Below are 21,082 nucleotides of genomic sequence, written 5' to 3'. Positions count from 1 at the left end.
TTATAATTTAAAATTTTGTGTCAATTCCAATGGTAATTGTCCTAGCTTGTGGATATCCATTTCCATAAGTATGTCCTTTGGCATCCACCATGGAGGCATCTACCACCTTCTTGGATCTTTGCCACTGGTAAGGATTCAACATAGCTCCGTAGATTCTTAAACGTGATAGTCCAATGTTCTTCATAAAGTTGTCGTTCTGATCAAAAGTGTATCCAATTGAAGCATTGTTGACTTTCCAATAGTCACCGCTTTCTATCCAAAGCGTCTGATTGTCCCTGAAACCGTAAAAGGCTCCAAGCGTAGGGCTCTGTGGGTACATTGCAGGAAAGTCTACTCCTGCAGCACCATCACCGGGTTGCTGCCAAAAAGTATAATCACTTAGGTCTGCAAGTCCTCTTCTTGCCCAATCATCACCTCCTCTATCGTAGCTATCCATATAACTATTTAGCACAGTATTTTTAATATCGGCACCAAACGAGAATTGACTATAGGCCTGGAAATACCATTTTTTATACTGTAGGTTGATATTGAAAGAACCGGTAATATCGGGAATAGGAGAGTAGTCCGTAGTTAACTTAAGATCGTGTTCTTCATTAAGTAAATAATCCCCGTTAAGATCCTGCCATATTGGAAAACCGGGTCGGATGCTGGCCCAAGCGGATTTACCTTGTAAAGGCTCTCCAGTAAATGGATTTACAGGCAATTGGTCCAAATCATCAATAATATAATCATTAATGAACATTTTATATAGGTTTAGGGGACGCCCAACTACATATCCGTAATCTCCACCTATATAATCCTGATTGCCATTGGGCAATTTGGAAACGTAATTCTTGTTCTGGGCAAAACCTACGGACAACTCCAAGCGAAGATCGTTGGTCCTGGGGAAAACGTGGTAACGTAGCATGGATTCCCAACCGTAGTTTAAGACCCCGGCAACATTGGTGGGAGCGGAATTATAACCCGAGTAGGCAGGGAAAGCTACGTCAAAAAATAGCTTGTCCGTACTCTTGTTGTACGCATCAAACGCGAGACTTACCCTTCTGTTGAACATATCCAGATCAAACCCAATATTCCATTGTTCGGTTTCTTCCCATGAAAGGGATGCATTCCCAATTTGGTCGTAATTTGGAATAACTCCGGTTACACCTCCATAGCTGGAAACATTCATTTGATTGGCCCAATATGGATTACCACCGTAACCTAGATTGTATTTTCCGAAACGTAAGTAGTTTTCCGGGAATTGCTTCCCGTTGATACCCCAGCTACCCCTTATCTTTAAATAATCTATAAAACCGGAAATGTGGGGTTTAAGGAAGGGCTCATCCGAAATAACCCAACCTGCATTTAGGGAAGGGAACTTGGCCCAACGCACATCTTTACCAAATCTGGAAGAACCATCGATACTGAAGTTTCCACCAATCATGTAACGATTTTTGTACTTATAGCTCACACGCCCAAAATAGGATACCAAAGCATTGGCACTAATATCGGTGTATCCACTTATCTGGTCCTGGGTGTATCTGTTGTTAATGGTTTGAATAGCATCACTACCAAAACCAAAGGCGGTCATGGCCATGTCCTCATATTTGTTGTAATCCACTCTATTTCCCAATACTCCGGTAACTTCATGATCGTTATTGGCGCCTATGTTTTTAAAGAGGCTTAAATAGGTTTCAGCAGTCAAGTTTTTTCTGTTATACAGGGCATAACTAGCAAAACCATCTCCTTCTGTCCGTATGGTAGACGGCTCATAAAAGTTCTTTTTATTACTGTCATATACGAAACTTAATTGTGAATTTAGGCTAAGACTTGGTAAAAGATCATAGGTGGCAAAATTGGAAATGGTAAAGTTTACGGTTCTATCCTCGTTCAACTTTCCTTCCAGTTCACCGCTTAACGACTGTGTTCTTTCGTCTGTGATATAAAAAAGGGAAGATTGTAGTCCAGCAGGATCCACTGGTAAGGAAGAGTTAAGGTTAAAACTTCCTTGGTAAGGATTTCCCTGTCCAGTTTGTAGATCGGTATGCGTAAACCGTGTAATTAATTGGTCGCGAAATTTTTCACCGGCCTTAAAATTGAGATTGGAAGAAAAAGTAATCCTGTCTACCCCGGTCCCCTTTATAACACCTTCCTGATTGTCATATCCAAGTGAAACCCTATAGTTGGTTTTTTCACTGCCACCTCGAACACTGAAGTCGTATTGCTGATCAATCCCCGTTTTATAGAACAGGCCTTGATAATCTATATTGTTGTTAAATGCTGGGTTTATACTATCGGTCAAGACCATTGGTGTTTGATCGGATTGTAATTCGTCCGTATGCCACCATCTTTGGATCATCCCCATTTTAGCTTGGCGTTCGGCTGCCCCAACCAACATGGGTACCAAGTTGGGTTTTGGCTGCAATCCCAAACTGGAGGAAAACGAAAATTCTGGTTTGTCTAGCGCAACACCTTTCTTGGTTTCAATAATAATAACCCCATTGGCTCCCCGGGATCCGTAGATGGCCGCTGCCGAGGCATCTTTAAGAACATCTATGCTGGCAATGTCGTTAGGGTTAAGCGAGGCCAAGAAGTCTACATTGGAAACACCATAACCTGCCAAATCCTCTAGGCTGGTCTGGACCCCATCAATTACATATAATGGGCTACTATAAGCTAAATCGGCATCAATATTGCCTCCGATGCTTGTATTGCCACGAATAATTAAAGCTCCCCTGCCTGCGGGTGCCCCTGTCATATTTACGCTCTGAATACCTGTGGCCTGGGTGGCTATCAACCCTGATACATCCAATACCGGGATTCCTTCAATATCCTCGCTCTTAATACTGGATACCGCACTGGTAACATCCCTTTTAAAGACTTTTTGGTACCCAATCAAAACTACATCGTCCAATTGTGTAGCATCTGGGGCCAAGGTGATATTTACCTGTGTTTGGTTACCCACAATTATTTCCTGTGGCTTAAAACCAAGATAGGATACAGCCAATATGGATTGCGAACCTTGTACGTCTATATAAAAATTACCATCAAAGTCGGTTTGTGTTCCGCTAGTGGTTCCTTTAACTACGATTGAAGCTCCAGGTAGAGGAACTCCATTGTCATCGAAAACGGTTCCTTGGACCGTTATATTTTGAGCATGGGCAAAATGACCTACGCTCAAAAATAGAATTAGTAAATAATAGAATGGTTTTTTCATTGATCTAGTTTAAGTTAATAATTGGTTGAGTTTAAAAATTGCAAAATTCTTCTGGCGGTCTATCAGAGTATGATCCTTGGCCAAGGTTATTTGTGTGTTTTGGTTTTAAACCCATTCCATTTTCATGAAATGGGTTATGAAAAACAACTAATCAAACAACTCAAAATCTTTTTGGTAATTTTTAGTAGGTATCCTTTATCCAGTTGTACGGTTTTCTCTTTATCCAAGTGCCCCTGGTGAAATCAGGGAAATCCTGTGGTTCCCCATTGTTTTCTATAGATAGCTCGGACAGTGGGGTAACCGCACTCCAGGCAGCAGCGTCATAGGCATCCATGGGAGGGGCAATATTCTCTTTGGCCGATTCTATAAAGGCGTTCATGACAAAGAAATCGATTCCTCCATGGCCCGCTTCGGTAGCACCATCACCAAATTTTTTCCAAAGCGGATGATCATATTTTTCAAACCATTTGTCCATGGATTCCCATCCATGTCCCTCTGTAGTACCTTCAATATGGATGCGTTGGGTGTGGTAATCAAAGTCCGTAAGTCCTTGGCCCCCCTGAACCTTAAAGCCCAAGGAGTAGGGGTGGGGGTTGTTTACATTATGGGTAACAATGATGGTCTCCCCATTGGAGGTCTCTATGGTGGAGGTAATGATATCTCCCTGTTTAAATTTTAATTTGGCGTTGGGATGGTTTTCGCCAGCAGTATCTACAATATATTTATGCAGGCCAACACCTTTGGTAGCATGTGAGGTAAGCGAAAGTAAACGATTGCCCCTGTTTATATCTGCCATAACCGCTATGGGTCCAAGGCCATGGGTTGGATATACATCCGCATTCCTCAACAAGGAATGCTGTGTTCTCCAGGCCGATTCCGAGATACCCTTGGTGCCGAACTCGGCACCTTTTCCGTAGGCAGTTTTGCCATCATTGAACTTTACCCCTCGAAGGTCGTGCTGATATCCACATCTGAAATGCAAAAGTTCCCCAAAAACATTCTGTTTAACCATATTCAATACGGCAAGCACATCCCGTCTGTAGTTGACATTTTCCAATATCATAAGATGGGAACCCGTTTCTTCATGGGTGTTTACCAAGTCCCAACACTCTTCAAGAGTATTGGCCGCTGATACTTCGAGCCCGGTATATTTCCCGGCCTTCATGGAATCTACCGCCATCTTGGTATGCCATAACCAAGGAGTGGCAATGACCACAGCATCCACCTCTGTCAATGCCAATAGATTTTTGTAATCCTGTTCATTCTTTCCAAAGGCTTTTGCCTTTTTTTGGCCTGCTTTTACAATATGATCCTGAGCAATATCAATGCGGTTTTGGTCTATGTCGCAAATGGCGGTTACCACAACATCGGTTCTCTTTAAAAGGTTGTCCAAATGATTGGTTCCCCTGAGTCCGACACCTATTACGCCCACTCTCAATTTTTGGGTGTCTTTTGCAAAACCATTTCCTAAGCTCAAGTTGGGCAATAATGCTATGCCGGCCCCTGTAATGGCAGTCTTTTTAATAAAATTTCTTCTCTGGTTCATATGTTACTTTAAATTGGGATACTTGATCATTGTGTTTCGCAAATATTAATATTATGTTAATTACTTAGGTGTTCTTTTTCTGCGTTCTAGGGGTAAATTTTCGGATAATTGGGTTATTTAGTGTTTTTTTCCACCTTTTTGCATAAAATATCCCCTTTAGGGTAAGGTCAATTTTGGGTACATTTGTTAAGTCCAGAATTAGGGAGGATTAATTGAAATTGAAGCAGTTTGAACAAGAAGTTAAATAGGAATAGGATTTACGTTTTCTTAATACTGGCGTTGTTTTGCCGGTCCTATTCATATGGGCAACATTCTTCCAATTTTATCCACCTTTCCAGTAAACTGGACAATCGTAATATAAAGGTAACCCACACCGTACAGGATAGCCTAGGGTTTGTTTGGTTGGCCCATGCTGAAGGAATTTCCAAGTACGATGGTTACAATTTCGAATTCATTCCCAAGGGATCTATTTTTAAGGAGGGTACCGCTTCGGATGAGGTTAAAAAAATAGTGAAGGATGCCAAAGGGGTAATTTGGGCCCTGTCCATGAACGGACAAATATCCTATTTGGAGAAAAATGGAACATTTTTGTCCATAGACAATGCCATAGAGGGCTTCCAGAAGAGGCATAAGGTCACTATTGTTAAGGAGGGAGATGGTGTTATCTGGTTGGCTACGGACAAAGGGGACATTTATTCCTATGACCATGGGAAGGGTGTATTGGATAGTATAACCACTATTCCGGTGAATACCCCGGGCCTTAATGAGATCAACTCCATGGTCCTTAGGAAATCCGATCAATTAATAGTAAGTACCTATAAGGGACCTCTTTATATTTATTACTTGGAAACCAAGCGTCTGGAGAAATTGGAGGTGCCATATGACTACACCTTGGCCGATAACAGCCTATTGCTCTTGGATAAAAAAAATAGACTTTGGATAGGTTCTTCCTATGTGGGGCATGGTATAATGGTATATGATTTTGACAAAGAATCCTTTGTTCAGGATGGGATTATAAATGCGCAATGGCGAAGTCAGTTAAATGAATTGTTTACGGCAATGTATTGTGATGTTAATGGTTTTGTTTGGTTGGGAACGGACGGAAATGGATTGTACAGAATAGATACGGAGTCTGGCGAATTAACGATTTACAAGCACAATCATCTTAATGGGTTTTCCTTGAGTACCAATACGGTGATCGGAATAAATGAAGACCTTAAAAACAATTTATGGGTACTTACCAATTATGGGGATATAAACATCTTGCGCAATAGGAACAATCAGATAAATTATCATTCGGGAGCTGTTCTGGGAAGTCCTTCACGGGTGTTGTCCTCTTACAGGGCAATGGATGGAACGTTGTGGATAGGGACGGACGGGGACGGGGTCACCAAGGTGGCTCCCAATGGAAAGGAAGCGCAATTTTTTAACAATTCGGCCCAAAGTAAAGGGTTTTATATCCACTCTATCAATGAGGATAATAATGGTAATATATGGATGGGAACTTATAAAAACGGACTATGGGTGTATCGTCCGGATAAAGGTGGGTTCTCCAAGGTACCATTGAGCAATTCCAGGAACAATATGGTCCTGGACGTTCGATTTATTTTTAAGGACTCCAAAGATAGGATATGGGTAACGACCGACATGGGAATTTATTTGTTTTCCAACGACAAATTGTTGGCACGTTTTGAAAATGGCACGGTCGGTTTAGTAGGGTCCATTTCCCAATCTGTTGTTGAGGATGCCTCCGGTACCGTCTGGCTTGCCTATAACGGAGGAGGATTATTTAGGTTCAATGAAGATGAAAAAGACATTGCCAAATCCAATTTTACCAGGTACCAACATGTTGCCGATACGCTCATTACCAATAAGAATTACGATATATGGTCCATGGCCGCTAGCAGTACCGATGCCATTTGGCTGGTAATGGTAAGTGGTGGATTGATTAAATTTAATATAGCGGATCAACAGCTGGAAAAAATAAATATAAACGGGACCTATGACAATACCATCTTTAGATCCGTAGTATTGGAGGACCCGGACAATTTATGGTTGGGTTCCACCAAGGGTATCTGGCATATAAACGTGAGGGATTCCATATCGAGGGTGTTTCAAAAAGTAGATGGCCTACAGGATGATTCCTTTATGCAAAGAAGTGCACATAAGGGTAGGGAGGGGAATATTTATTTTGGGGGCCTGAACGGGGTAAGCTACTTTAAGCCCAATCAAATTAAAAAAGAGGAAACTATAGCCAAATTGTTTATTGAAGACATAGAAATCCTGAACCAGCCTGCCATAAAGGTCATTCCGGATCAGGTGGAAGAAGGGGTGGAGAAGTTGGAGTTATTGAAATTGGATCATGATCAATCCTCATTTTCCTTCCGGTTTTTGGCAATAGACAATGTGTTGTTTTCCAATTATAATTATGCGTATCGGCTAAAAGGTTTTAATGATAACTGGATAGATTCCGAAAAGGAGCGTCTGGCAACCTATACCAATATCCCTCCCGGAAATTATGTTTTTGAAGTCAAGGCCAGTACCGGTAATGGAGACTGGGATATTAAGGAAAAATCGGTTGCCATAAGTATTTCACGGCCATTTTGGCGTTCAAACCTGGCCCAGTTTATTTATTTACTTATAGTATTCGGCCTCGTCTACGGAATGGTCGTCTGGATCAGACTTAGGAACCGGGTAATTGCCGATGAGTTGGAACACAAACATGAAAAGGAGCTTTATGCATTAAAAATGGATTTCTTTGCCAAGATGTCGCATGAAATCCAGACCCCACTGACCTTGATCTTGATTCCCTTGGAAAACATGTTGCAACGTGCCGTGAAAAGTGGCAATGTACTGTTGCAACAGCGATTAAGATTAATTTCCAACAACGCAAATCGCTTGTCCAGAATTGTATTCGAATTAACCTCCTTAAGGGACAAGGAATTGGAAAAATTGGTGTTGAGGGCGGCAGAGCACAATATTGTTGCCGATCTATCGGAAATAACCAGCTCCTTTGAAGAGCAAGCTAAGTTCAAGGGCATCAACTTTAGATGTAGTTACCCCTGTGATGAATTGAAAATGTGGTACGACAAGGATAAAATGGAACATATATTCTTTAATCTTTTATCCAATGCCTTCAAGTTTACCCCTAAAGGCGGGGCCATTACCTTGGATGTAATAGTAGAGGACTGGGATAGAAATGTAAAGATATCCGTTACCGATTCTGGACCTGGTATTCCAAGGGAGGAACTTGAAAATGTTTTTCAATTGTTTTATCAGGCCGATACCGGGAAGCAAAAAGCAGGTACCGGGATTGGCCTGGCATTGACCAAAGAATTGGTAGATCTGCACCAAGGGAAGATAGATGTAAAATCGGACCCCATTAAGGGCACTTGCTTTAGCGTTAGCTTTCCAATTGATAAAAACAGGAGGGAGGATGTTGAAAACGAGGGAGCCATGGAAGCGGCAATGGTAGAAGTTGAGGAAGTGGATTATGATTTGAAGGAGGAAAATATGGGCACGGGTACTGCTAAATTGGCAAAGACCATATTGGTGGTGGAGGATAATTATGAACTACAGATATCATTGAAAGATATTTTTAACGATTACTATAATGTTCTTCTGGCAGAAAATGGGGAGGAAGGTTATGCCCTGGCCATGGAACATAACCCTGATCTGATAATAAGTGATATCATGATGCCCAAACTGGACGGAATTGAAATGAGCAAAATGCTCCAAAAAAACGAACTTACTACCCATATCCCAATAATATTGCTTACCGCCAAAAAAGCGGCAAAAAATAAAATCTTAGGGTTGCGGGCCGGTGCGGTCGAATACATTAATAAACCATTTAATATCAATGAACTGGTTTTAAAGGTGAACAACATCATTACCCGTAGTGATCGGTTGATCATGAAATATAAGAACGATTTAATTACTACGCCCAAAAATGGGGGAAATAGGTCCCAAGATGAGGTTTTTCTAGAGAATTTGATACATCTTGTGGAAAATCAGATCAGTAATCCAGATTTTAAGACCGAAGATCTTTCACAGGACCTAAATATGAGCTATTCCGCCATTTATAGAAAATTTCAGGGGCTGACCGGGAAGAAGATAGTGGACTTTGTTAGGACCATGCGCCTTAAAAAGGCGGCCGTCTTAATCGCCGAATGTAATTACTCCGTATCCGAGGCCGCTTTTTTGGTGGGTTTTAACGACCCCAAATATTTTTCGAAATGTTTTAAAAGGGAGTTTGGGAAGAGCCCGAGGAAGTTAAAGGAAAAAAGCGGGTCGCATAGGGAGATTTAAAATCAACTACCTCTGGGAAATCCTGTCTGCCGACAAAGGCAGGCCCTCGAGGTATTCAAATGAACAAAACTTTACCCATTTCGATGAAGAACATCGAGGAATTACACCCATTTAATGGGATTAAACTGCATAGTGCAAAATATTTGAATAATAACGCTAACAATTACAATGATGGCAATAACCTATTTGAAATCCAGATTTTTTAAAATGACTACTAAAAATACAATGTTAGTTGGCAAAAGGAGTATACATCATATAGGATTGGGCCTTTTGCTTATGGCAGGTTCCTGTACAACCTTGTCCAAGCAGGATAATGCGGAAGATATTTCCATGGAAAGATTGAGCTTTACGGACAGTATACAACCAGGGGGCAACAGTTGGGCGGTGAATGAAGTAAAGGATAATCGTCATCTAATTTCCGACAAGGGAATAAGAAATTGGAATGATCCGGGTTCTATTATTAGAACTTATTTTAAGACCGATCAAACGGGTCAATTAAATGTAGGGCTAAACCTTAAGGTGAGCGATGGTACTTCCAAAATCAGGGTTTCCCTGAACGGGACCACAAAAGAGATCCAAGTTTCCAATCATGATTTTGAAAAGGTGGATGTAGGTGTCTTTGAGATTACAACACCCGGTTATCACTTTGTTGAACTGGAGGGGCTTGAAAAAAATGCAACCAATTTTGCGGATGTCAATGAAGTACTTATAGGAGGGCAGGCTGCCAATGGTAAACTTACTTACGTAAAGGAGGATTTTTATTGGGGCAGAAGGGGGCCATCCGTACATTTAAGCTACACCGCTCCGGAAAATAAGGATATATTATGGTTTTATAATGAAATAACGGTTCCTAAAAATGAGGATGTTATAGGATCCTATTATATGGCCAACGGCTTTGGGGAGGGCTATTTTGGTATGCAGGTAAATTCTGAAACCGAAAGGAGGATCCTCTTTTCCGTATGGAGTCCGTTCGAAACCCAGGACCCCAAAAGTATTCCTGAAGAATATCGAATAATTTTGCTTGGCAAAGGGGAAGGGGTAACCACAGGTGAATTTGGCAACGAAGGCTCTGGCGGACAAAGTTATAAAGTATTCAATTGGAAGGCGGGCAATACCTATAAGTTTTTATTAAAGGGGGAGCCATCAGTAAATAACTCTACGGACTATACCGCCTATTTCTATGAGGTGGAAACTGAAAAATGGAACTTAATAGCCAGTTTTAGAAGACCGCATACTTCCACCTATTTAAAAAGGCCACATTCCTTTCTGGAAAATTTTAGGACAGAAGTAGGCCATATTTCAAGAATGGGAGAATATACCAACCAATGGATAATGGATACTGCAGGGGAGTGGCACGAACTTACAGAGGCAAAGTTCACTGCAGACGCTACCGCCAGGAAAGGTTCTAGGGAAGATTACGCCGGAGGGGCAGTCGGAAACAAATTTTTTATGAAGAATTGCGGTTTTTTTAACGAAAGGACCACCATGGATACCTTTCATGAAAGGGCTGCCAACGGGGTGGCCCCTACAATCGATTTTTCTTTGTTGGAGAAACCCGTGCAATAACTATTGTTAATTTGATAATTTGGGAATGGGTTAATTTGGAAATATATCAATGTACCAATGTACCAATGTACCAATGTGTTAATTTGATAATTTGGAAATGGGTTAATTTGGAAATATATCAATGTACCAATGAACCAATGTACCAATGTACCAATGTATTAATTTGATGATTTGGAAATGGGTTAATTTGGAAATATATCAATGTACCAATGTACCAATGTGTTAATTTGATAATTTGGAAATTTGTTAATTTAGGAAACCATAAGCCATGAGCCATGGGCTATGAGCCAAAACCATAACTAGAAATTAGAAACAAATCAGAATCAGAAACAAGAAACCACAGATAAGAAACCAGAAACAATGAAGAAATTAATTGCCTTGACCTTAATAGCAAGTAGCCTGATTTCCTGTAAGGAGGAAAAAACCAAAACGCTAAAGTTGGATCGGCCCCTAAGGCCAAATATTATCTACATTTTGGCGGATGATCTGGGATATGCGGAAATAGGGGCCTATGGACAGGAAAAAATTGAAACACCCAATATTGACGCCCTGGCCAAAGAAGGTATGTTGTTTACCCAACACTATACCAGTGCCCCGGTCTGTGCCCCTGCACGTTATATGTTGTTAACAGGTACGCATTCCGGTCATGCGCATATTCGTGGGAATGAGGAATGGGGAGAGCGAGGGGAAGTATGGAATTACAGGGCCATGGCCAAAGATTCCGTATTGGAGGGACAAAGGCCCATGCCCGACAGTACCATTACCATTGCCAAAAAATTAAAGGAGGTGGGCTATAGCACGGCCATGTTCGGAAAATGGGGCCTGGGTGCGCCCCACACCCATTCCATTCCCACCACAATGGGATTCGATTACTTTTTCGGATATAATTGCCAGCGACAGGCACATACCTATTATCCTTTGCATTTGTACAAAAATGAAAATAGGGTTCATTTGAATAACGATACCATTGCCCCAAACACCAAATTGGCCCAAGGAGCGGATATTAACGACCCCCAAAGTTATGCTTCCTATACCTTGAACGAATATGCACCGGACCTTATGTTCAATGAACTTACAGGTTTTGTAGATAGAAACAAGAAAGGCCCATTTTTTATATACTGGGCAACCCCCATACCGCATGCGGCCATACAAGCGCCCCAAAGATGGGTGGATCATTATAAGAACAAATTTGGGGAAGAAGTACCCTACTTAGGGGAAAGAGGTTATTTTCCGCATCCAAACCCACGGGCGGGTTACGCAGCCATGGTTTCTTATTTGGATGAAAATATTGGGAAACTGGTGGACAAATTGAAGGCGGACGGACTCTATGACAATACCCTGATTATATTTACCTCGGATAATGGCCCTTCATTTAACGGTGGAACCGATTCGCCTTGGTTTGATAGCGCAAAACCTTTTAGAAGTGAGTATGGTAGGGGAAAAGGCTTTGTTTATGAAGGAGGGATCAGGGTACCAATGATCGCCACTTGGCCGGGAAAGATAAAAGCGGCCAGCAAAACCGATCATATCTCCGTACATTATGACGTTATGGCCACGCTGGCCGATGTGGCGGGCTATGAAAAACCAAGCTATACGGATGGACTTAGTTTTTTGCCTACCCTGTTTTCGCAGGAAGATCAAAAGGAACACGATTTTCTATATTGGGAATTCCCCGAATATGGGGGGCAATTGGCCATTAGAATGGGCGATTGGAAAATGGTAAAAACCCATCTGAAGGACGAAAAAAATGAACCTACCTTGGAACTCTACAACTTAAAAACAGATATAAGAGAAACCACCAATGTAGCGGATCAACATCCGGAAATATTGGAAAAAGCCGCCAAAATATTGGAAAGCCAGCACACGGAACCTAGCATTGAAAAGTTTAAAATCCCTAATTTAAAGTAGTAATTTGATTTGATATTTCGATGATTTGATGATTTGGAAATGGGTTAATTGTTCAATGGGGAAATGTAACAATGTACCAATAAATCAATTTGATGATTTGATGATTTGAAAATGGGTTAATTGTGGTCAATGGGGAAATGTACCAATGTACCAATGTACCAATGAACCAATGAACCAATGAACCAATGGGTTAATTTGATAATTAGGAAATGAGTTAATTTGGAAATGGGTTTAGTACATGACCAAGACTGATTGGAGCATAAAAAAAATACGTCATGGCGAGGAATGAGGAACGAAAGACGAAGCCATCTGCAAAATGAAAGTTGCTAAACAGCATACTTCCAAACTCTATGTCCTCGCAGTGACAAAAAATTAGTTTTTGTCGTGTACTCAAGGAAATGAGTTAATTTGGCTACTGCCTACTGCCTACTGCCTACTGGCTACCGGCTATTGCAATCTTCAATCATAACTGCAATGCATCAACACGAGCATAAATTGGAGTCGATTTTTTTGGAAAGTGAAATAATGGTACTTTTACCGGCTTAAATAATATGGTGCTTTATGTTCAAAGATTTTTACACAAGGGGATTTTACATCACCTTGCTTACTGTTGCATTATGGGTGAATTTTTCAATGGCCCAAGAAGAAATTACGGAAAAGGAATTAAAAGATCATATTTCGTTCTTGACCTCCGATAAAAATTCTGGTCGTTATCCAGGAGGGAAAGCCAATAAAAGAGTCGTCAAGTATTTAAAAAAGGAATTTAATAAATCGGGTATACCTCCCTTTTTACCATCCTATAGGCAGCCTTTTGTGGCGCAATTACGTGTAAAGAAAGGGGAAAGGCCAAAAAAGGCGGTTAAAACTTGGAATGTCATAGGCTATATAGAGGGTAACGACCCCGTATTAAAGAACGAATATATTGTGTTGGGGGCCCATTACGATCATTTGGGAATGGGGGGCGGACCGTCTTCAAAATCGGATAAAATGGGGATACACCATGGCGCGGACGATAACGCAAGTGGTACTTCGGCACTACTGGAAATAGGGGAGAAATTAATGGCCCATAGGCCGACCCTAAAAAGAAGTGTTTTGCTGGTCGCCTTTGGGGCAGAGGAACAGGGCCTTTTGGGGAGTGCATATTTTACGGACCACCCTGTAGTTCCCTTATCACAGATTAAGTTAATGATCAATATGGATATGGTGGGACGGTTGAACGATGCCAAGCAGGTTTATATGGGCGGAGCCGGAACCTTTCCGGACGGGGTAGAATTAATGAAGGAATTGGGACCCCCATTGGGCTTGTCGCCAGTAGTACATGCAGGGTCTGTTGGAGGTTCGGATCATGTTTCCTTTTATAAAAAGAATATTTCCGTACTTGGAATCCATACCGGGGGCCATCTACAATACCATACGCCCGAGGATACGGTAGAACTGATTAACTTTGAAGGTCAAAAACAGGTTTGCGAATATATATATAATGCCATAATGAAGGTAGCTTCAACATCTTATGACATGAAATTTATTCCGCAAGTAGACTAGAATCACTTTCGTTCTTTACATTTGTAAGGATTAAAAATTTTGGAATGCAAAAAAATAATGTTTTAACTGCCCTTTTTCTATTGGTTTTGATGGTTCAATGCAAGGAAGAAAGTAAGTCGGCCCAAAAGGAAGAAAATAATTCCCCTATATCGGAGGTTTCGGAATCTACCGCAGATACTACCTCTATTTTGATAGAACAGCCCGAAAATGTAAATGCCCCGGATGGCATGGTATGGATACCCGGAGGTGAATTTACACAAGGAGCCGTAAAAGGGGATAAAATGGCGATGGAACATGAAAAGCCTGCCCATAAGGTGAAGCTAGATGGTTTTTTTATGGATGAAACAGAGGTGACCAATGCCCAATTTGCACAATTTGTCAAGGAAACGGGCTACGTTACCGTAGCCGAGCGGGCCATAGATTGGGAGGAAATGAAGACCCAGGTTCCTGAGGGTACTCCCAAGCCCCATGATTCCATTTTACAACCAGGTTCTCTGACCTTTAAGAAAACCAAGAGCTCCGTACCCAATCTATACGACTTTTCACAATGGTGGAACTGGACCATTGGGGCCAATTGGAAACACCCCAATGGACCTGGAAGTTCTATTGAGGGTAAGGATAATGAGCCTGTAGTACAGGTGGCCTATGAGGATGCCCTGGCCTATTGTGAATGGGCAGGTAGAAGGTTGCCTACGGAGGCGGAGTGGGAAAGGGCTGCCAGGGGCAATAAAACCGAAAGTATCTATTTCTGGGGCGATGACGATTCCAATTTGTCCCAAATGGCCAATACCTGGGAAGGGGAATTTCCGGTAACCAATACCAAAGCCGATGGTTTTGAACAGCGCGCCAAAGTTAAATCCTACCCTCCCAACGATTTTGGCCTTTACGATATGGCCGGTAATGTTTGGGAATGGACCAGTGATTGGTACAATACCAATTATTATAAGGAATTGGGTGCCTTGAATGGTCCGGTGGTCAACCCCCAAGGCGCAGCCACGGCCTATAACCCCAGTATGCCCTATGCCAAGGAGAAGGTAATGAGGGGAGGGTCCTTTCTATGTAATGCTTCCTATTGTGCCAGCTATAGGATTTCTTCCAGGATGGCCTCCAGCTTGGATTCTTCCTTGGAGCACCTGGGTTTTAGGACAGTGGCCACCGTAGATATGCTAGCAGGGAATAAATAGTATTTTCTGTTTTTTTTAAAATTATCCTGAGTTCGATTTTAAAAATACTGTTTTTCAGATAGTTATATAATAATACCATAAAACATCCGTCATTCCGAACGAGGTACGAGAAGGAATCCCACAACAATGGGATTTCTCGTCGTTCGTTCCTCACTCTGTTGAAATGACAATCATTTTATTGGCAATTAATTATCTTGCATTAAGCATTTAAACAGTAATCGAATTCACCTTAAGTTTTAGTCCTCTAGGCCATGCCAAGGGGATTTTTTTTGGCTTGGTCTGAAAGTCTATGGTATAATAAAATATATTTTAAACGTAAAATTTACATTTAAAATATATTTTCTATATTTGTGGTCTAAACACTGAAAGTATATGCCGTTTCCCGACAATTTCTCCCCAGAACTAGTTATTGAATCCCCCGGAAGGATCAATTTGATAGGGGAACATACGGATTATAACCTGGGCTATGTATTGCCTACGGCCATAGGGAAGAAAATCACCTTTAAATTCAAACGAAACCATTCCGATAAGGAGTGCAGACTGTATAGTTTGGGTTACAATACCGGCTTCACCCTACAATTGGATAAAATTGCCAGGAGCGGGGTGGAATGGGAAAATTATATTCTGGGCGTTATCAATGAAATTTTGCTGAGAACGGATAGGTTAAGGGGGTTCGATTGTACCATTGATAGTAAATTACCAATGGGTTCGGGTCTCAGTTCATCCGCTGCCTTGGAATGTGGTTTGGCCTTTGGACTCAATGAATTATTTGATCTGGGGCTTTCCAAAATGGATATAGTGCATCTATCGCAAAAGGCAGAGCATACTTTTGTAGGTACCCAATGTGGAATCATGGACCAATTTGCTTCGGTAATGAGCGAAAAGGGACATGTTATTTTATTGGATTGCAAGTCCCTGGAGCATCAGCAGATCCCGATCCAAATGGAACCCTACAAAATGATAATGCTGAATACAAAAGTGTCCCATAACCTAGCCTCCAGTGAGTATAATACCAGGCGGCGGGAATGTGGTGAAGCTGTGGACATTATTCGGGGAAAATATCCGGAAGTACGGTCGTTAAGGGATGTAACGGCTATCATGATAGAGGAGTTTAAGAATACAATGGACACCACACTTTTTAAAAGGAGCAGTTTTATTGTTAGTGAAAATGAGAGGGTGCTGAAAGCGGCAAATGCCTTAAAGGCCAATGATATTAAACTTTTGGGAACCCTGCTCTACGAGGCACATGAAGGGATCAGTACATTATACGAGGTAAGTTGTCCGGAATCCGATTTTTTGGTTGATTTTTCCAAACAATTTGATGCCGTATTGGGGGCAAGACAGACCGGTGGTGGATTTGGAGGCTGTGTTTTGAACATTGTGCATAAGGATAAGGTGGAGGCCTTTGTAGAGGAAGCCACTAAGGCATATAAGGAAGCTTTCAATATTGATTTGGAGGCCTTTGGGGTGCAACCCAGTGCAGGAACTTACATACATAGTAGCGTATAATGGAAAATAGTTTTAATAATAATCCCCATAGAAGATTAAATATTCTTACAGGGGAATGGATTTTGGTTTCTCCCCATAGGACCAAAAGGCCATGGCAGGGAAAGACCGAAAAAAGTGCTAGGACAGACCTACCTGCTTACGACACTTCCTGCTATCTTTGCCCTACAAATGAAAGAATGGGAGGCGGGTTCAACCCCAACTATGAAAAACCCTATTCCTTTGTCAATGATTTTTCGGCCCTATTGCCCAATGTTAAGGAGGAGACCTATAAAAACGGACTTTTGTACGCAGAATCGGAATCCGGTATCTGTAAGGTAGTCTGCTTTTCACCCGATCACTCCCTTACATTGCCTTTAATGTCCGTTCCGGACATTACGGACGTAATCTCGCTCTGGCAAAAAGAATATAAGGAATTAGGGGCCAGGGAAGGTATTGAGTATGTTCAGATATTTGAAAATAAAGGAGCCATAATGGGGTGTAGCAATCCCCATCCGCATGGGCAAATTTGGGCACAGCATAATATTCCACAGGAAGTGCACAAGAAATCCGGAAACCTGCTGGCTTATTGGAAAAAGCACGGTAGAAGTATTTTGGAAGATTACATGGTCCAGGAATTAGAATTGCAGGAACGTAATATTCTTGAAAATGAACATTTTGTGGCATTGATTCCCTATTGGGCGATATGGCCTTATGAGACGATGATCATTCCTAAAAGAAAATTGGCACATATTGGTTTACTTTCGGAACCCGAAAAGGTATCCTATGCCGAAATCCTGAAACAACTTACCATAAAGTACGATAATATTTTCAATACTTCTTTTCCCTATTCTGCGGGAATTCATCAAGCGCCCACAGATGGCAGGGACCACCCGGAGTGGCACTTCCATATGTCTTTTTACCCGCCCTTATTGCGATCGGCTACGGTGAAAAAATTTATGGTAGGTTATGAAATGTTTGCCAATCCACAACGGGATATCACTGCCGAACAGGCAGCGGAAACGATGAAGACATTGCCCAATTGGCATTATAGTGGGAGTGGGGAAGAATAATCTGATAAAGGTGCTCCCTTAATTATAGAGGTCCAATTTATTCTTTAGCCGGGTAATTTCATTTTGCATTTTTTCCATCCTATTTAGAAGTCGCGTAATAACGGCGATACCTTCCAAATTAATATCGAGATCGGAATGCAGTCTAAGTATTTTTTCCGCTTTCGGCAACTGCTGTATGGGGAGGTAATGCGTATTTTCCTTAACCACTACATCTACCAGTCCGTACTCGTATAGCTCCAATACGAAATGGGTTTCTATGTTATGACTTGTGCAAAAGTCGGTAATAAGTATATATTCCTGGTCCATAAGCATTAACTTTGATAAGTATAATTGTTTGATGTCCTAGTGTAGTTTGCTCCTTTCATAGATAACTTATTTTCTCAGATTGGCCAATTCCCTAAAAAGTTCCTTTTCCTTGACCGTTAAATTGGTAGGGGTAACCAGATTGTAGGTAATGTACAAATCCCCGTAAACCCCTGTTTTTTTATATACCGGGAAGCCCTTGCCTTTTAATTTGATCTTGGTGCCGTTCTGTGTTTCCGGCTTAACGTTCAATTTCACCTGTCCGTCAAAGGTATTCACCATTATTTCACCGCCCAAAAGGGCCGTATAAAGATCCAGGTTTATCTTAGTGTATAGATTGTTGCCGTCCCTTTTAAAGTCGGTATCGTTTATAATACCAAAGGTTATATAAAGGTCGCCTTTGGGCCCCCCTTGGTGTCCGGGCCCGCCATGACCACTAATTTTTATGGTCTGCCCATTCTCAATTCCGGCCGGGACGGTAATTCTAATATTTTTACCGTTTACATTAAGGGTTTGCTTATGGGCCGTATATACATCCCTAAGGTGCAATTTTAACTCTGCGTTTAGATCCTGTCCTCTAAAACCTGCCTTTCTCCTTTGGGAAAAGCCACCGGACCCTCCAAACATGGATTCGAAAAAATCCGAAAAATCTTGTTCCCCATAACTTTGCGAATAAGTCTGCCCACCACCGCCATAGGCCGACTGCTGGGACGCTCTGGCCTTTTCAAACTCTTCCGCATGTTCCCAATCCTTTCCGTATTTATCGTATTTTTTACGTTTTTCCGGATCGCTCAGTACCTCATTGGCCTCATTGATTTCCTTAAACTTTCTTTCGGCCTCCTTGTCGTTGGGGTTGACATCCGGATGATGTTTTCTTGCCAATTTCCGATAGGCCTTTTTAATTTCGTTTTGACTGGCACTTTTGTCCAATTCCAAGATTTTGTAGTAGTCTATAAATTTCACCTAGCAGTTATTTGTTTTCCCTTATTCTTGTGGATTGTTGAACCAAATGTAATATATACCTATTATGGGGATTTACGCAAAGCAAATTCAATAATAATATTTGTATCCCTCCTAAGTATCAAAGTAAAATTATAAAAAAACAGAGTACATGAAACTGATTAAAGTCATGAATTATTCGTTTGGTTCCCGCTAAATTTAATGGAAAATTGATTGGAAATAGACTTGAGGCCTATTTTGGTAATATGTTTTAAAAACATAAAAACATAAAAACAATAGAACAAGCTATATTAATTGATGGCTTGGCCTTTTCTTGAAATTCAAATGAGAGCTTATATTTCCCAAGAGCAATGAATAAGGGGCCTTTTTAATCTAAATAATTCCCCGAAGCCCGTCCGTTCCGGTCGCACTGGCCTGCATTTGTAGGACAGACAGGGCTTTGCCTTGGGGATAGTCTGTTTCAAGAAATTTTTTATTGGACCATTTTGCTATACTAATAGTAAGAATTGGTTCCAACTTTTATGGCAAAAGGGAGTGTTTCCCTTAAGATGGGGTTGTATCCATAGTTTATGCAACTAGTTTTATAATAACTTTTTATAACTTTTGGGGGATGTTTTTTATTGAAAATCCTACATTTGTTTTCTAATAAGTATAATAGAAGTTTTTATTATGGCAGATAAAGTGGAGCGTTTAAAAACGTTGATTATTGGTTCGGGACCTGCAGGATATACTGCAGCTATATATGCTTCCAGGGCGGATCTTAAACCGGTATTGTATACTGGTATGGAACCTGGTGGACAATTGACCACTACAACGGAGGTGGATAATTTTCCAGGATACCCAGAGGGAGTTGACGGGCCTACAATGATGGTACAATTACAGCAACAGGCGGAAAGATTTGGTACGGAAGTCCGTATAGGTATGGCTACAGCTGTCGATTTTAGTGACGAAGTAGGAGGAATACACAAGGTCACCATAGATGACAGCAAGGTTATTGAGGCGGAGACCGTAATTATTTCCACAGGGGCAACGGCGAAGTATTTAGGTATCCCTAGCGAACAAAAGCTTCGCGGGGGCGGTGTATCGGCATGTGCCGTATGTGACGGTTTCTTTTATAAGGGACAGGAAGTAGCTATTGTAGGTGCAGGGGATACCGCTGCCGAAGAGGCTTCCTATTTGGCCAATATTTGCAAAAAAGTGACTATGTTGGTGCGAAGGGACGAAATGCGGGCTTCAAAGGCAATGCAACATAGGGTGAACAGCCTGGACAATATTGAGATTCGTTATAATACGGAAGTAGATACCGTTTTGGGCGATCAGGTTGTGGAAGGTTTAAGAATGGTGAACAATGTTACCGGAGAAAAGGAGGACATAGCCATTACCGGATTGTTCATTGCCATTGGGCATACGCCCAATACGGATATTTTTAAAGGACAACTGGAAATGGATGAAACTGGATATTTAATTACCCAGGGTAAAACCACCAAAACCAGCAAACCCGGAGTTTTTGCGAGCGGGGATGTCCAGGACAAGGAATACAGACAGGCCGTTACGGCGGCAGGTACCGGATGTATGGCAGCACTTGATGCGGAGCGGTATTTGGCCACCATTGAAAGTCATCATGTAGTTTCGTCTTAGACGAATTGGAATAGGTCCAAATTTAAATTGGTCAATTTAAAACGATCTGTAGTTGGAACATAGGTTCCAACTACAGATCGTCTTTTTAGTGATGGTCCGTAGATTTGAAGCGGCTCACTGAAAAGTAATACCAGGACACTAGTGTCCTGTCAACCCTACTTTAGCCATCCCAAGTCTTGTTCTTTTTCACCCGGCCTGCGTTAAAAAACAGTTCCGTAGCTTCGGCTATGCAACATTTTTTTGCCTTGCCCAGATAAAAAATAACGGCGACTTAAACGACACAGTAGCATTGACACGACACTAGTGTTATGTTAAGTATGTTTTGTTATTGAATTTAGGTCTCTATCCCCGCCCGAACGTACTGTTCGGT

General features: G+C 41.5%; 12 protein-coding genes. 8 read left to right on the top strand and 4 right to left on the bottom strand.

All coding sequences use genetic code 11. The annotated features are described in order from the left end of the window. Positions 1-7 precede the first annotated feature (7 nt). Positions 8-3,199, bottom strand: coding sequence for a SusC/RagA family TonB-linked outer membrane protein (locus tag D0S24_RS07180; RefSeq protein WP_117019152.1), 3,192 nt, complete (start codon positions 3,197-3,199; stop codon positions 8-10). Positions 3,200-3,380: 181 nt separating this feature from the next. Further along, positions 3,381-4,745 (bottom strand): Gfo/Idh/MocA family protein, encoded by a 1,365-nt coding sequence (locus tag D0S24_RS07175; RefSeq protein ID WP_117019151.1) that lies wholly within the window; start codon positions 4,743-4,745, stop codon positions 3,381-3,383. Positions 4,746-4,973: 228 nt separating this feature from the next. On the opposite strand from D0S24_RS07175, the gene D0S24_RS07170 reads away from it, so the two are divergent. The 7 genes from D0S24_RS07170 to D0S24_RS07140 all read left to right on the top strand — a co-directional run bounded on the left by D0S24_RS07170 (position 4,974) and on the right by D0S24_RS07140 (position 17,811). Further along, positions 4,974-9,053: an ATP-binding protein gene (locus tag D0S24_RS07170; RefSeq protein ID WP_147321435.1), complete on the top strand. Its 4,080-nt coding sequence runs from the start codon at positions 4,974-4,976 to the stop codon at positions 9,051-9,053. Positions 9,054-9,278: 225 nt separating this feature from the next. Beyond that, positions 9,279-10,619, top strand: coding sequence for a DUF3472 domain-containing protein (locus tag D0S24_RS07165; protein ID WP_251795741.1), 1,341 nt, complete (start codon positions 9,279-9,281; stop codon positions 10,617-10,619). 360 nt (positions 10,620-10,979) lie between these two features. Beyond that, complete coding sequence (locus tag D0S24_RS07160; protein WP_117019149.1) at positions 10,980-12,527, top strand: arylsulfatase; 1,548 nt, start codon at positions 10,980-10,982, stop codon at positions 12,525-12,527. A 561-nt stretch (positions 12,528-13,088) separates the two neighbouring features. Continuing rightward, positions 13,089-14,069 (top strand): M28 family metallopeptidase, encoded by a 981-nt coding sequence (locus D0S24_RS07155; protein ID WP_251795740.1) that lies wholly within the window; start codon positions 13,089-13,091, stop codon positions 14,067-14,069. Positions 14,070-14,113: 44 nt separating this feature from the next. Then, positions 14,114-15,253: a formylglycine-generating enzyme family protein gene (locus tag D0S24_RS07150; protein ID WP_117019148.1), complete on the top strand. Its 1,140-nt coding sequence runs from the start codon at positions 14,114-14,116 to the stop codon at positions 15,251-15,253. Between the two features lie 372 nt (positions 15,254-15,625). Further along, positions 15,626-16,762 carry a galactokinase gene (gene galK / locus D0S24_RS07145; RefSeq protein ID WP_117019147.1) on the top strand — a complete coding sequence of 379 codons (1,137 nt, stop codon included), beginning with the start codon at positions 15,626-15,628 and terminating at the stop codon, positions 16,760-16,762. Beyond that, a complete protein-coding gene (locus tag D0S24_RS07140) occupies positions 16,762-17,811 on the top strand; it encodes a UDP-glucose--hexose-1-phosphate uridylyltransferase (RefSeq protein ID WP_117019146.1) in 1,050 nt (349 codons plus the stop codon). Before galK ends, D0S24_RS07140 begins: the two co-directional genes overlap by 1 nt. An 18-nt stretch (positions 17,812-17,829) precedes the next feature. On the opposite strand, the gene D0S24_RS07135 is transcribed toward D0S24_RS07140, so the two are convergent. Further along, entirely contained in the window at positions 17,830-18,117 is a 288-nt protein-coding gene (locus D0S24_RS07135) for a chaperone modulator CbpM (protein ID WP_117019357.1), read from the bottom strand. 66 nt (positions 18,118-18,183) lie between these two features. Beyond that, entirely contained in the window at positions 18,184-19,077 is an 894-nt protein-coding gene (locus D0S24_RS07130) for a DnaJ C-terminal domain-containing protein (protein ID WP_117019145.1), read from the bottom strand. 666 nt (positions 19,078-19,743) lie between these two features. Between D0S24_RS07130 and trxB the strand changes: the two genes are divergently transcribed. Beyond that, entirely contained in the window at positions 19,744-20,712 is a 969-nt protein-coding gene (gene trxB / locus D0S24_RS07125) for a thioredoxin-disulfide reductase (RefSeq protein WP_117019144.1), read from the top strand. Positions 20,713-21,082 lie beyond the last annotated feature (370 nt).

Origin of the sequence: Arenibacter sp. P308M17 (assembly GCF_003426735.1) — a bacterium.
GTDB lineage: Bacteria > Bacteroidota > Bacteroidia > Flavobacteriales > Flavobacteriaceae > Arenibacter.
Note: the sequence above shows the minus strand (reverse complement) of the source record. Positions and strands in the feature narration are given on the sequence as shown.

Coding starts and splice junctions, on each gene's coding strand:
- D0S24_RS07135 (WP_117019357.1), bottom strand. CDS start 18,117: ATGGACCAGGAATATATACTTATTACCGACTTTTGCACAAGTCATAAC.
- D0S24_RS07160 (WP_117019149.1), top strand. CDS start 10,980: ATGAAGAAATTAATTGCCTTGACCTTAATAGCAAGTAGCCTGATTTCC.
- D0S24_RS07175 (WP_117019151.1), bottom strand. CDS start 4,745: ATGAACCAGAGAAGAAATTTTATTAAAAAGACTGCCATTACAGGGGCC.
- trxB (WP_117019144.1), top strand. CDS start 19,744: ATGGCAGATAAAGTGGAGCGTTTAAAAACGTTGATTATTGGTTCGGGA.
- D0S24_RS07165 (WP_251795741.1), top strand. CDS start 9,279: ATGTTAGTTGGCAAAAGGAGTATACATCATATAGGATTGGGCCTTTTG.
- D0S24_RS07180 (WP_117019152.1), bottom strand. CDS start 3,199: ATGAAAAAACCATTCTATTATTTACTAATTCTATTTTTGAGCGTAGGT.
- D0S24_RS07150 (WP_117019148.1), top strand. CDS start 14,114: ATGCAAAAAAATAATGTTTTAACTGCCCTTTTTCTATTGGTTTTGATG.
- D0S24_RS07140 (WP_117019146.1), top strand. CDS start 16,762: ATGGAAAATAGTTTTAATAATAATCCCCATAGAAGATTAAATATTCTT.
- galK (WP_117019147.1), top strand. CDS start 15,626: ATGCCGTTTCCCGACAATTTCTCCCCAGAACTAGTTATTGAATCCCCC.
- D0S24_RS07155 (WP_251795740.1), top strand. CDS start 13,089: ATGTTCAAAGATTTTTACACAAGGGGATTTTACATCACCTTGCTTACT.